The sequence below is a fragment of the Krasilnikovia sp. MM14-A1259 genome (genome assembly GCF_047159535.1).
In the GTDB taxonomy this organism is placed as follows: domain Bacteria; phylum Actinomycetota; class Actinomycetes; order Mycobacteriales; family Micromonosporaceae; genus Actinoplanes.
Genome location: NZ_BAAGAJ010000002.1, coordinates 4,534,370 through 4,546,937, shown reverse-complemented (window position 1 = coordinate 4,546,937; position 12,568 = coordinate 4,534,370). Strand labels below are relative to the sequence as shown.

The window sequence follows — 12,568 nt, the reverse complement described above, 5'->3', positions numbered from 1 at the left end:
ATGATGACCGAGGCCCCGAGCCGGACGATGCCGGCCACCCTGCTCGCCGGGGCGGCGGCCGTACTGGTGGTGCCGGGCGGCATCTGGTGGACGCGAGCCGCGCCCCGGGAACCCCCGACCGTCCCGCCGCGCAGCGACGGCAGTGTGGTGGTGCTGCAGCTCGACGACGGCGCGGCCGTCTCGTACGACGGCGGGCGTACCGCGATCACGGACCCGGCGAGCCAGTTCGCCCTGCTCCAGACCCTCGTCGACGCCGGGTGGCCGTGCCGGGTGCCGCGGCGTGCACCGGCGCCGCGCATTGGTGGCATGGGCGGCCCCGACCGCCGGATCCTGATCCCGGATGCCGTGCCGGGCACGGTGGTCCGGCTGCCCCGGTGCACCGGCCTCGACGGTGCCGCCACGCTGGGCCCGGCCCGATAGCCGTGATCCGGGACGATGGCCGTCAAGAGGACGTCGTTCGAGCCGATGGGAAATGCTGAGGACGGGGGTGGACCGGTGACCGAACTCACGAGGAGCGCCGAAGAGCTGTCCGCCGCCCTGCTGACTCTGGAAGAGCAGATCGTCGCGGACGCCGAGGCCGGATACCACGCCGCAACCGAGCTCGAACAGCAGGCGCTGGCGCTGGGCGACGAAGGCCTGCTCATGCGGGCCCGGCTGTGCCGCGCCTACATCGGCATGCGGATGGGCAACCTCGCCGGGATCGCCCGCCAGGTTCAGGACGTCCAGGACTGGGCGGCGCACCACGGTGACCGCCTGTTGCAGGCCCGCGCCCATCTCGCCGGCTCGGTCCTCCAACGGCTGGCCGGTGACGCGGCCAAGTCGCTGGAGCACTCGCTGAGCGCGGTGGAGCTGCTCGACGAGACCGCCACCGCGTACACGCAGATCAACCACCGCACCAAGCTGGCCGATGCGCTCGCCCTGACCGGTGCGATGGACGCGGCACGCCAGCGCTACCGCCAGGCCGAGGAACTGGCCCGCGCGGAACACCAGTGGGAACGCCTGATGGTCCTGCTCAACAACTGGGCGTACGCCGAGTACGAAGCCGGCGACTACCCGCGTGCCCGGCACGTCGCCGCCCGGATGGTCGAACACGCCGAGGCGCACGGCTTCGAGCTCGACCCGTCCGCCCTGCATACGCTCGCGGACATCCAGGTCGCGAACGGCGAGTACACCCAGGCCGAAGCGACGATGCAGACCTGTGTCGCCCGGTGCGAGGCAGGGTTCGTCGACGACGCAGACGATCTTGCGTGCTTCCTGCTCACGCTGGCCCGGGCCCAGCGCGGTCTCGGAGCGCACGGCCGGGCCCAGGAAAGTCTGAATGCCTGCCGCGCGCTGTGCCTCGACAGTGAGCTGCACGGATTGCTGGTCCGGGTGCACGAGGAGCAGTCCGAGCTGCACGCCGCGCAGGGCGACTTCGCTGCGGCGTTCGCCGCGCAGAAGTTGTTCGTCACCGCCCAGGAGCGGCTGCGCTCGCTGGAGCGGGACGCTCAGGTGCAGACCCGGCATGCGATCTTCGAGACTGCCGAGGCGCGGGAGGAGGCCGAGCGCTTCCGCGAGCAGGCCCGCCGCGATCCGCTGACGGGACTGCGAAACCGCCGCTTCGTCGACGAGGAACTGTCCGCGCTGATCGCCACGGACCCCGAGCTGACCGTCGCGGTCGCCGACATCGACCATTTCAAGCGGATCAACGACCAGCTGTCGCACGACACCGGCGACCAGGTGCTCACGTACGTCGCGAAGCTGCTGGAGACGGGGCTCGCCGCCGTCGCGCCGGACGGTTTCGTCGCCCGGCTGGGTGGGGAGGAGTTCCTGCTCGTCCTGCCCGCGACCCCGGTCGCCGTTGCGACCACCCAACTCGACGGCGTCCGGCAGGCCATCGGCAGCCACGACTGGCGGGGCATCACCGGCGACCTGCCGGTCACGATCAGCATCGGCGTGGCCGGAGTGGGCGAAGCCTCGCCGCGTAGCCAATCGGCCGCACTGTCCACGGCCGACCGCAATCTCTACGCCGCGAAGCGCGCAGGGCGCAACCGCGTCGTCGCCGGTACGCCGCCCGAGCAACTCCCGCGCGCCTACCGGGACCGCGACACCACCTGAGTCCGCCCGGGCCTCACGCGTCGGTGCCCTGCTCCTGGTCGGCCGCCGCGACGATGGAATTGAGCGCGGCGACGTAACTGCGCAGTGCCGCACGGCCGCTGGCGGTGAGCCGAAGCCAGGTGCGGGGCCGCTTGCCGACATAACCTTTGCGCACGCTGATGTACCCGGCGGCTTCCAGCGCGGATGCCTGTTTCGACAGGGCGGAGTCGGACAACTCGGCGGCATCGCGCACCGTACCGAAATCGACCTCGTCCGCGGCGGCCAGGAGCGCGACGATCGACAACCGGGTGGTCGTGGTCAGAACCGGGTCGAGCGGGAGCCTCCTCATGCGACATTCCGCCGCAGGGCCAGCCACCGGAAAACCCGTGTCGTCATTCGGTGAGACCCGAGGATCACCGCCACCACGACGATCCCCGCGGCGGTGTGTGGCAGCGGCACGGATGCCGCCCGGAACAGCATCGCCGCCGCCCACCACGTCGCGTAACAGCCGCCTATCAGGACGAGCAGGAACAGCCACCCGGCCGGGCCGGAGGCGCCCCATCGCAGCCGTACGGCCCGTCGCCGGTCGAGCACGAGACCGGCGACTGCTACTGCGGACGCCGAGAGGTGCGCGATCATCCACCAGGGGCTCGGGCCGGAGCGATCCTGGAACGCGGTGGCCACGAGCACCATGGGAAAGGCCGCGACCTGTGAAACCCAGGACACCGGGCTGGCCCGGTCGAGCAGGCGTCGCCGGCTGGCGGCCGCACTGTCCAGGGCGGCACGGGCCTGCTCGGCGGTGATTGCTTCGTCGGTCATGACGTCCTCCCCGGGTACACCCTCACACTTGCCTATGAGGAAAGTACTTTCTGCTTGCCTCATAGGCAAGTACTTTCCTGCTGCTGGCCAGGGTCCAGGCCGGTCGCCGGCGCCGCCCGCCGTTCGGCCGATTACCCATGGTGATCTTGGTGGCCATAGTGGAGCGGTGCTGAACGCCTTCTCCCGTGCCGTCCACCGCTGGCGACACCCGGTGATCGCCGCCGTTCTGGTCGCCACCCTGGGAGGCGCGGCCGCCGCCCAGTACGCGCCACCTACCCGCCGCACCACGATTTACCTGGGCATGTTCGGCGTACTCGTCCTGATGTTCGTGGTTTCAGTGATCGTCGGGAACGTGGTGAACAGGCGCGCACCACGGACCCTGGACGTCGTTGCGGGCGGCTACGAGACCCCACAGCACGGTTACGGCGTGTTGATGGCGGCCAGCATGTTCCCGATGATCGGGGTCGGGCTGGGGCTCTGTGTGGAGGAAGTCCGCTCAGGCCGGCATGCGTGGGCCGGAACCCTCGGTGCGGCCGTTGCCGTGGCACTGCTCGGATGGCTCAGCTGGCTGCTGCGAACGACTCCCAGCATCCGATTCGCCCCAGCCGGCCTCACCGTGCACCGCGTGATGAGCACCGTTGTCGTCCCCTGGGACGCGCTGGATCGCCAGGAGCCGGTCATCCGGGAAACGGAGCCGGTCTCGCTCAAGCTGGTGATCGGCCGAGCCGATCTGGTCGAACGCCATGGCCTCACCGCGAAGTCCGACCGGCTCGGCTTCGACGGTGCTGACATCGAGTTCGTCATGGCCGTGACCCGCTACTACGTTGCACATCCCGAACACCGCGCCGCCATCGGCGTCCCGGGAGGACTCGTCCGGCTCGGGGCCGAGCTGCCACCGCCCGCTCCCGTACCCGTTGCGGACCTGCCAGTTCGCGAACCCGGCGTCACCCGGGGCGGCATCGTCACGCGCGTCGTGTTTCTCTGCGGCGGCATTGCCGTGCATACGACGGCAACCTGGTGGTGGCTCAGTGTCGTCGGCGACGGCGTTGCCATGCTGGCCGCGTCCAGCCTGGGGCGCAGTCTGCACCCGGTCACGTGGATCAGGCAGCAGATCGCCCGACGCCGAGCGAAGTCGGCGCGGCGAACGGAACCCGTGCCGATCGCACGGCGATAGACGCGGGTGGAGGCGCCCATGGGCGGGACGCGTGATCCCTGAGTGACCGGGCCGTCCGGGACGTCAATGGCCGACAGGGTCTGACCGACGCCGCAGCCCTTCGGACACCGTGCAGAGGAAGATCCCGGCGAAGAGCCAGGCGGTTCGGTCGCAAGCACGTCGCCCAGGCGTCCGCCGGTCACCGCCGCACCGTCAGCAGGTGCCGCGCCCGGCGTCGTCCCGGCCGGGTCGCGGTGACACGAGATCTGCCTTGCCAGGTCCCCGGGCTTGCCTCACGATCGCGTTCGTGGAACCGGTAGCGCAGTGGGTACGAACCTCGTACACCAAGAAGTCCCGGGGTGGCCCGGCAGCAGCCCGGCGTAACGGCGTGCCCATCGCCTTCCGGCTACCCGCCGACGGTGCACCGATCGTGCACGAGGTGACGATGGGCGAACACGAAGACTTCGCAGTGCACGAAGTGCTACATACCAAGCCGCCGTCGGGCACCGAGGCGGAGCTGCGCCTGGTCGAAGGGCGGTTGCGGGTACGGCTGCTGCCTTCGGCGTGGGGGATGCCTCGGCGTCACCGTCGGCCACCCGCTGTGTTCCTCCAACCGGGCGAGTGGATCCGCTGGCAGATCAACTACCGGTTCGTCGACTGCTGTACCGGCGCGTGGTCGTACCGGAGCGACACGTTGAACCTTGCGCACGGGCCGGTCCACCCGGACAGGTTTCTCGGACAGCCGACCCGCCTCGTTGACGAGCGAGCGCGGCTACGTTGATCCTCGCGCCGAGGCAATCGGATGACGCGGACACGTACGCGTGGGGAGCGGCGGCAGCATGATCCGGCCGTGGCGATCGCCTCGGGGGCTGCACTTACGGGGCGCCGGCGCAGGAGACGCAGCCGGCGCCGACGTCGAGGGCCGGGCGATCGGCCGCCGCGCCAGCGAGCTGGCCTCCCCTCGGATCCCCGGATCCGCGGATCGCCCAGCGCTCCGGTCGGGCATCAGGACGAGGCACCGGGCGATGGCGGCAGAACGGCGCCAGCCGTGCGATCTGCATGCGAATAATGGCGGTGATCATGGGTGATCGGCGGTGAGCAACGGTCACCTGTCGAAGCTCGACCGACGCCGCAACGACGAAGCGCCGACCTGCGTTTCCGCTGGTCGGCGCTTTGATGCAGAGGTGGCCAGGGGCGGGGTCGAACCGCCGACCTTCCGATTTTCAGTCGGACGCTCGTACCAACTGAGCTACCTGGCCGTGATGGCGCTTTGCGGTCCTGACGGGACTTGAACCCGCGACCTCCGCCTTGACAGGGCGGCGAGCACTCCAACTGCTCCACAGGACCTTGCATGGTGCCGTACTAACCAAAACCCGACCGAGGTCGGTCCGTACCCCCAACGGGATTCGAACCCGTGCTACCGCCTTGAAAGGGCGGCGTCCTAGGCCACTAGACGATGAGGGCAACTCCGCCATCATTGCATACCTGCAATCCCGGCGGCGTGGGCCCTAACCGCCCCGCTTGAGGCGTGGAAAGCATACGTGATGGCCCGCTGGGTCTCCAAACCGGTATCCCCATCGTCGTGGCGGTGCTCCGATCAGCACCAACGGAGATCAATCTTGGGTCGTGCCGGATCCGCCGCGGCGGCGACCGCGGTGATCGCCTCCGGCAGGCTCGCGAGTACGGCTGCGCCGTCGGGCAGCTCGGCCCCGTCCCATCCGGGTCCGGCCGCGGCCACAAGCAGCGGACGGTGCGGAGCCCCCAGCACGCGGCGCAGCTGATCGGGATTCGCGGTCTGCCGCAGCTGCGACCAGATCACCACCGCGGTCGGCCCGGTCTGGGCGACGACATCGTCGAGCGTCTGCGGCGGGACGCGGGCACCCAGGAACCGGCAGGGCACCCCCGACTCGGCCAGGGCCGCGGCGAGCGCCTCGAGTGGGAGGGTGTGCTGCTCCTCGTCGGCAGCGGTGAGCAGGACGCGGGTCGGCGTTCCCGGTGGCGGCCGGGACACCGCGCCGAGCACCTCGGTCACACAGCGGGAAACGAGGTGCTCCACCTCGATGAAACGTCGAGTGGCCGCGTACCGCTCGCCGATCCCGACGAGCACCGGCATGACCACGTCGTGCCACGCCGCGACCACGCCGTGGTCGGCGATGGTCAGCTCCAGCAGATCACGTACGGATGCCGCGTCGAGTCGCATGGCGGCCCGGGCCAAGCCGCGGGCGGCCGGTCCGGCTCGGGCACCGGCGACGGTCGGGCCGCCGTCGCGCCGGGCCCCCACGGGTGCGGGCGCGGCATCACGGCCGGGCTGAGGCACCACGGCCACATCCATCGGTACGGCTGCCCGACGCGCCCACGCGGCGGCCTCGGCCGGGGTGACACCGCGGGTGGTGAGCCGCCGCATCACTTCGAGGCGGTCCATGTCCTCGGGTGTGTACCGCCGATGCCGGCCGGGGCTGTGCTGGCTGGGGCCCAGCCCGTACCGCTGGTGCCAGGTGCGCAGCGTGGTCACGGCGACGCCCAGCCGGCGAGCGGCTGCGCCGGCGGTCAGCGCCTCATCGATCACCCGCGGACTCCTCGCCGCGGCGTAGATACCGGGCCAGGCACTCCGCGACACCGGCGAGCCAGGGTGCGTACGACTCGGGGTCCGCTGCCAGCGCCCCACGGAGTTCTGCCAGGTCAACCCAGCGCAGCGCGGCGACCTCGGCGGGGTCGGGCCGGGGCACCTGACCGCCGGGCAGGTCACCGATGAGGACGTGGTCGTACTCATGCTCGACCCGCAGGGTGTCCGGGTCCTGCGCGCGGTAGGTGTACAACCCGGCCTCGACGAGGCTGACGCCTTCGACACCGATCTCCTCGGTGAGACGGCGGCCGGCCGCCGCGGCAAGGTCCTCCCCGGGCGCCGGGTGCCCGCAGCACGTGTTGGCCCAGCGCAGCGGGAAGCGGGTCTTGGCGGATGCGCGTTGCTGGAGCAGCAGCCGCCCGTCGGGGCCGCTCAGGAAGACCGAGAACGCTCGGTGCAGCTCGCCTGGGGGCTGGTGCGCCTGCTCCACCGTGGCGGCGCCGACGGGCCCGCCGTGGGAGTCGACCAGCTCGACCAGGTGATCCTCGCGGGATGTCATGCTGCGCCTCCCGGCGCGCCCACATCGCGCCGGATCATGCGATGCCTCCGATGATCCGCCTTGCGGCGAGCTTGCCCGAGATCAGCACCATCGGCACGCCGACGCCGGGTTGTGTGCCGGAGCCGGTGAACACGACGTTGGGCAGGGCCGGGTGCAGGTTACCGGGCCGGAACGGGCCGGTCTGCCGGAACGTGTGTGCCGCCGCGAAGGGTGTGCCCGCAGCCATGCCCTGCTCGGCCCAGTCGGCCGGTGTGACGATCCGCTCGACCTCGGCACCGGCACGAAAGCCCTGGTAGCCGCGCCGCTCCAGCACCGTGAGCAGCTCATCGGCATACCGGCGGCCCAGGCCGCCGCGCCAGTCCAGCGGAGCCGTCTGCAGATTGGGGGTCGGTGCGAGCACGTAGTACGTGTGCCGACCGGGCGGGGCGACCGACGGGTCGGTCCGGCTCGGGTTCGTGACCAGCAGGGACGGGTCGCTCATCAGCAACCCGCGACGGATCACCTCGTCGAAGGTCCCCCGCCACGCCGTGCCGAAGTGGATGTTGTGGTGTGCAGCCCGGGTATATGCCTGTCGTGACCCGATGTGCAGCACCACGCACGAGGGCGAATAGCGCACCCGGCGCGGCCGTCGACCGGTCGGGGGAAGCAACTCGCGGTAGGCGACGGGCAGGTCGGGGTTGAGCACCACCACGTCCGCGGAGATCAGATCGCCGTCGGCGGTGCGCACCCCGGTGGCACGGCCGTTCCTGATCTCGACGCCGGTGACCGCCGTGCCGTACCTGATGTCCACGCCGTGCTTCTCGGCCGCGCCCGCCAGCGCTTTCGGCACCACGTGCAGGCCGCCCCGCGGGTGGTACACGCCGGCGACCGCGTCCAGGTAGGCGATGACGGCGTACAGCGCGAGCGCGTCATTCGGGGCCAGGCCCGCATACATCGCCTGGAAGGAGAAGATCCGCCGGGTACGCGGATCTCGGAAGAACTCGTTGATCTTTGGCTGGAGCCGCCGGAAGCCGCCCATGGCCAGCAGTTTCAACAGGTTGAGGTGGAGCAGGTCAGCGGGGCTGTCGAGATTGCGGTCGATGAAATGATCCCGTTCCAGCCGCCACAGCCGCCGGGCGAAGTCGACGAACCGCAGGTATCCGTCGGCCTCCCGGGGCCCGCACACGCGGGATATCTCGGCAGCCATCCGCACCGTGTCCGTGCGCACGTCCAGCGTCGAACCGTCCGGATAGTACGCCCGGTACGCCGGGTCCAGCGGGGTCAGCTCCAGCCAGTCCCCCAGCTCCTCCCCGACGGCTGCCAGTGGCTCGGCGATCAGCTCCGGCATGGTGAGCACGGTCGGCCCGGTGTCGAATTCGTACCCGTCGACCGAGATCCGCCCGGCTCGCCCGCCCGGCGCGGCCTGCCGCTCGACCAGGGTGACCTGCCGTCCCGCCCCGGCCAGGTGCAGCGCGCACGCCAGCCCGGCCAGTCCGGCGCCGACGACCACCACGCGATCGGTGGGTCCAGTTACGGTGTGCACGTCAGCGCCTCCAGGGTTTCAGCCCGGCGAAGCCGCGGGGCGCTCATCATGCCGGTCGGTACGTGGCAGTCACGGCCAGACGGGTCAGGGCGGCACGAGCGTCCGGATGGATCGCCAGGTCCTCCAACGCGGCCATGCCCTCGGCGACCCGGCTCCGGATGAGCGACTCGATCCGCGTGACGGCCCCGGTCTCTTCGATGAGCCGGGCGACGCGGGCCACGTCGGCGGCCGCCCACCCCGTCGCGGTCCGCTCGCCCGCCGGTCGGCGTGAGGCACCGTCTGCGGCGTGGAGCCGGGCCAACTCGGCGTGCTGGGCCGGCGTGGCGAGTTGGAGGGCCAGCATCAGCAGGGCGGTGGGTTTGCCGGTACGCAGGTCGTCCCCGGCCGGCTTGCCGGTCAGCGCCGGGTCGCCGTACACGCCGAGCAGGTCGTCACGGAGCTGGAACGCCTCGCCGACGGCCGTCCCGTACCGGTCGTACGTTTCGGCCGTGTCCTGGTCGCGGGTCTGCCCGGCCAGCGCCAGGCCGAACCGCAGGGGGTGGCGCACGGTGTAGCCCGCGGTCTTGTGGCGGGCGACCAGCAGGGCCCGGTCGACCGACCAGCTCTGCGGATCGGCGTCGCCGAGCACGTCCAGATACTGGCCGGCGACCGCCTCGACGCGCATGCGGTCGTAGCAGGCGCGCGCCGCGAGCACCGTGGCCGCGGCGAGTGGGGTGCGGGCCAGCAGTTGGTCGGCCCAGATCAGGCACAGGTCGCCGACGAGCACCGCGGCGGTCTGCCCGAAGTGGACCGGATCACCCCGCCGCCCGGCATTCACGTGCTGGGCGGTGAAGACCTGGTGCATCGTCGGATGGCCCCGCCGTGTGGCGGACTCGTCCATCACGTCGTCGTGGATCAGCGCGAACGTGTGCATCAGCTCCAGTGCGGCCAGCGCCGGTAACACCGACTCGATCGGCTCGGTGTTGCCGACCGCGCCCCGCCAGCCCCAGTACGCGAACGTCGGCCGCAGCCGCTTGCCGCCCGCGAGCACCAGGTCACGTGCTGAGCGGGCGAAACCCCCGAGCGCCGGGTCGACCTCGTCCAACGCGAGGATCTCGCCGGCGAGGAAGTCGGCGAGCGTGCCTTCCACCGCGCCGAGTACATCGTCGCGGCAGGCGCCGCGGCCGGGCGCGGCCCGCCGCGGATGCTCCGTGAGGATGTCGTTGGCCACGCGATGAGAGTACGCTGTGTCTGGCAGTTGCGTCGATCCGTGCGTCGATTTTTCGAGAGGCGAGGACCACATGGACCTGGCGGATGCGTACGAGCGATGTCGTGACCTGCATCGACATCACGGCCGGACGTACTACCTGGCCACCCGGATGTTGCCCGCCTGGAAACGCCGACACGTGCACGCGCTGTACGGATTCGCCCGCTATGCCGACGAGATCGTGGACGGCACCGAGGCACTTCCGCCGCCCGAGCGGGCCGCCCGGCTCGCGGCCTGGTCCGACAGTTTCCTCGCCGGCCTGCGCGGCGCGCCCGTCGACGACGATCCGCTGCTGTCCGCGGTGCTGCACACCATCGCGGTCTTCGACCTCGACCTCGACGACTTCGCCGCGTTCCTGCGCAGCATGGCGATGGATCTCACGGTCACGTCCTATGCGACGTACGCCGACCTGCTCGACTACATGGAGGGTTCGGCCGCGGTCATCGGCACGATGATGCTGCCGATCCTCGGCTCGACCGATCCGGTCGCGGCCCGTGAGCCCGCCCGCCAGCTCGGCCTCGCCTTCCAGCTCACCAACTTCATCCGTGACGTCGCCGAGGACCTCGACCGCGGCCGCACCTACCTGCCGGACGCCCACCTCGCCGAGTACGGCGTCACCCGCGACGCCCTGTGCGCCGCCCGCGCCGCCGGGCGGGCCACCCCGGCGATCAGGGCCCTGATCCGTGCGGAGTGCCGGCGCGCCCGCGCGCACTACGCCGCCGCGGCCCCCGGCATCCCGTTACTCGCGCCCGCGTCGCAGGCGTGCATGCGCACCGCGTTCCGCCTGTACGCCGGCATCCTCGACGAGGTCGCCGCGGCGGACCACGACGTCTTCGCCCGCCGCGCCACCGTGCCCCACCGGCGCCGGGCCACGGTCGCCGTGCGGTGCCTGTTCACCCGCCCCGGGACACCACTCGCGACGGTGGCCTGACATGCGTACCGCGATCGTCCTGTTCACGCGGGATCTACGCGTCCACGACCATCCCGCGCTCGCCGCGGCCTGCGCCGGCTCGGACCGCGTGGTGCCGCTGTTCGTGCTCGACCCGGCGTTGCAGGCGATCTCCGCGAATCGGACCAGTTTCCTGCATCAAGCGCTCGCGGATCTGCGACGCACCTTGCGCGGTCTCGGCGGCGATCTGGTGGTCCGCCGTGGCGAGCCGGTGGCCGAGACGATCCGCCTCGCCCGGGCCGTCGCCGCCGAAACCATCACGGTCAGCGCCGACATCAGCCGGTACGCGCGCAGCCGTGCGCGTCGCCTCGCGCGGGAAGGCAGCCGCCACCGCATGGACGTGCGGGCGTTCCCGGGCGTCACCGTCGTCGAACCGGGGACCGTGCACCCCGCCGGCACGGACCACTACCGCGTCTTCACCCCGTATCACCGGGCGTGGCTGGCGGCACGATGGCGCAGCGAGTCAGGCACGCCCCGAGCGATTCGACTGCCCGGCGGGCTGGACCCCGGCGAGTTGCCCAGGCCCCCGTCCGGCGTGTCGCCGGGCGCCATGTCCGGTGGTGAGACCGCGGGGCTGAGCCGTTGGCGCGCCTGGCTGGTCCCGTCCGACAGCTCCGGGCCGGGCGCGCCCGACCAGGTCTGCCGGTATGCCGACGACCACGACGACCTTGCCGCGGAAGCGACTTCACGGCTCAGCCCGTACCTGCGGTTCGGTTGTGTCTCCCCGCTGGCGTTGGCCAACGCGGCACGGGCACTGGACGGCCCGGGCCCCGCGGCGTTCGTCCGCCAGCTGTGCTGGCGCGACTTCTACCACCAGGTGGCATTCGCGTTTCCCGGCCTGGCCACGAAGGCACTTCACGCCACCCGCGAGCCCGTCTGGCGCCGTGACGCCGACGCACTGCGCCACTGGCAGGACGGACGGACCGGAGTGCCCGTCGTGGACGCCGGTATGCGGCAGCTTCAAGCAGAGGGGTGGATGCACAATCGGGCCCGGCTGATCACAGCAGCGTTCCTGACCAAACACCTCGGCCTGGACTGGCGCGACGGCGTGCGATGGTTCTTCCGGTGGCTGCTCGACGGCGACATCGCAAACAATTCCGGCAACTGGCAGTGGGTCGCCGGGACGGGCAACGACACCAGACCCCATCGCGGTTTCAACCCGATCCGCCAGGCGAGGCGTTTCGATCCGGACGGCGCGTACGTCCGGCGTCACGTCCCCGAGCTCGCGGCCATCGAGGGCGGCGCCGTCCACGAGCCGTGGCGCCTGTCCGATGCGGTCCGCCGGGACCTGGATTACCCCGCACCGTTGGAATCGCCTCGCGACGAGCCGGCCTGGCTGCGCGCCTGATGCCCGCGACCGAAGCCGTCCGATGGCTGGGACCTGGTCAGGTTGTGAAGACCGGAAGCCGTGCCGGGAAACGCGTCCCGGCCGTGAAGGCGGGAGCCCGTGCCGTAACTCGTCCGGCCCGATATCGCGGGCGCTGCGGCGCCGCGGCCCGCGCTGCCCCGGGCGAGATGCCAAGGGCAGCGCGAGCGCGGTCCGCGGCCATGAGGTTGGCGGGCACCAGCCCTGCCCACCATCGCCCCCTCATGGCCGCACCTCGGTGTGACCTCTTCCGCGGCGTTGAGAATCGGCGAACGGCGACCGCACTCAAGGATTTCCCGGAGAAATGTCCGGTGA

The 12,568-nt window shown here is 71.3% G+C and carries 12 protein-coding genes and 3 tRNA genes; 6 read left to right on the top strand and 9 right to left on the bottom strand.

Annotated features, from left to right (window positions below; genetic code table 11):
- The first annotated feature begins 3 nt into the window (after nucleotides 1-3).
- Nucleotides 4-420, top strand: coding sequence for a hypothetical protein (locus tag ACMCNK_RS20600; RefSeq protein WP_412738024.1), 417 nt, complete (start codon nucleotides 4-6; stop codon nucleotides 418-420).
- A gap of 75 nt (nucleotides 421-495) precedes the next feature.
- On the top strand, nucleotides 496-2,097 hold the full coding sequence (locus ACMCNK_RS20595; protein WP_412738023.1) for a diguanylate cyclase: 1,602 nt from the start codon (nucleotides 496-498) through the stop codon (nucleotides 2,095-2,097).
- A gap of 13 nt (nucleotides 2,098-2,110) precedes the next feature.
- On the opposite strand, the gene ACMCNK_RS20590 is transcribed toward ACMCNK_RS20595, so the two are convergent.
- Both ACMCNK_RS20590 and ACMCNK_RS20585 read right to left on the bottom strand, forming a co-directional pair.
- The gene (locus tag ACMCNK_RS20590; RefSeq protein ID WP_412738022.1) at nucleotides 2,111-2,425 is read right to left on the bottom strand and encodes a winged helix-turn-helix domain-containing protein; all 315 of its coding nucleotides are present in this window, start codon (nucleotides 2,423-2,425) and stop codon (nucleotides 2,111-2,113) included.
- The gene (locus ACMCNK_RS20585; RefSeq protein WP_412738021.1) at nucleotides 2,422-2,895 is read right to left on the bottom strand and encodes a hypothetical protein; all 474 of its coding nucleotides are present in this window, start codon (nucleotides 2,893-2,895) and stop codon (nucleotides 2,422-2,424) included. Before ACMCNK_RS20585 ends, ACMCNK_RS20590 begins: the two co-directional genes overlap by 4 nt.
- Before the next feature lie 34 nt (nucleotides 2,896-2,929).
- Here ACMCNK_RS20585 and ACMCNK_RS20580 point away from each other — a divergent pair, with 34 nt between their 5' ends.
- Both ACMCNK_RS20580 and ACMCNK_RS20575 read left to right on the top strand, forming a co-directional pair.
- A complete protein-coding gene (locus ACMCNK_RS20580) occupies nucleotides 2,930-4,069 on the top strand; it encodes a hypothetical protein (protein WP_412738020.1) in 1,140 nt (379 codons plus the stop codon).
- A 286-nt stretch (nucleotides 4,070-4,355) separates the two neighbouring features.
- Nucleotides 4,356-4,829 carry a hypothetical protein gene (locus ACMCNK_RS20575; RefSeq protein WP_412738019.1) on the top strand — a complete coding sequence of 158 codons (474 nt, stop codon included), beginning with the start codon at nucleotides 4,356-4,358 and terminating at the stop codon, nucleotides 4,827-4,829.
- 404 nt (nucleotides 4,830-5,233) lie between these two features.
- Here ACMCNK_RS20575 and ACMCNK_RS20570 read toward each other — a convergent pair.
- The 7 genes from ACMCNK_RS20570 to ACMCNK_RS20540 all read right to left on the bottom strand — a co-directional run bounded on the left by ACMCNK_RS20570 (nucleotide 5,234) and on the right by ACMCNK_RS20540 (nucleotide 9,902).
- A tRNA-Phe gene (locus ACMCNK_RS20570) sits at nucleotides 5,234-5,307 on the bottom strand.
- A gap of 14 nt (nucleotides 5,308-5,321) precedes the next feature.
- Nucleotides 5,322-5,395, bottom strand: a tRNA-Asp gene (locus tag ACMCNK_RS20565).
- Nucleotides 5,396-5,439: 44 nt separating this feature from the next.
- A tRNA-Glu gene (locus ACMCNK_RS20560) sits at nucleotides 5,440-5,512 on the bottom strand.
- A gap of 133 nt (nucleotides 5,513-5,645) precedes the next feature.
- Nucleotides 5,646-6,614 (bottom strand): MerR family transcriptional regulator, encoded by a 969-nt coding sequence (locus ACMCNK_RS20555; protein ID WP_412738018.1) that lies wholly within the window; start codon nucleotides 6,612-6,614, stop codon nucleotides 5,646-5,648.
- Nucleotides 6,604-7,170: an isopentenyl-diphosphate Delta-isomerase gene (gene idi, locus ACMCNK_RS20550; RefSeq protein ID WP_412738017.1), complete on the bottom strand. Its 567-nt coding sequence runs from the start codon at nucleotides 7,168-7,170 to the stop codon at nucleotides 6,604-6,606. Before idi ends, ACMCNK_RS20555 begins: the two co-directional genes overlap by 11 nt.
- 34 nt (nucleotides 7,171-7,204) lie before the next feature.
- Nucleotides 7,205-8,692, bottom strand: coding sequence for a phytoene desaturase family protein (gene crtI, locus ACMCNK_RS20545; RefSeq protein WP_412738016.1), 1,488 nt, complete (start codon nucleotides 8,690-8,692; stop codon nucleotides 7,205-7,207).
- A gap of 46 nt (nucleotides 8,693-8,738) precedes the next feature.
- Nucleotides 8,739-9,902 carry a polyprenyl synthetase family protein gene (locus ACMCNK_RS20540; RefSeq protein ID WP_412738015.1) on the bottom strand — a complete coding sequence of 388 codons (1,164 nt, stop codon included), beginning with the start codon at nucleotides 9,900-9,902 and terminating at the stop codon, nucleotides 8,739-8,741.
- Nucleotides 9,903-9,972: 70 nt separating this feature from the next.
- Here ACMCNK_RS20540 and ACMCNK_RS20535 point away from each other — a divergent pair, with 70 nt between their 5' ends.
- Both ACMCNK_RS20535 and ACMCNK_RS20530 read left to right on the top strand, forming a co-directional pair.
- On the top strand, nucleotides 9,973-10,869 hold the full coding sequence (locus ACMCNK_RS20535; RefSeq protein ID WP_412738014.1) for a phytoene/squalene synthase family protein: 897 nt from the start codon (nucleotides 9,973-9,975) through the stop codon (nucleotides 10,867-10,869).
- A gap of 1 nt (nucleotide 10,870) precedes the next feature.
- Nucleotides 10,871-12,235 carry a cryptochrome/photolyase family protein gene (locus ACMCNK_RS20530; RefSeq protein WP_412738013.1) on the top strand — a complete coding sequence of 455 codons (1,365 nt, stop codon included), beginning with the start codon at nucleotides 10,871-10,873 and terminating at the stop codon, nucleotides 12,233-12,235.
- Nucleotides 12,236-12,568 lie beyond the last annotated feature (333 nt).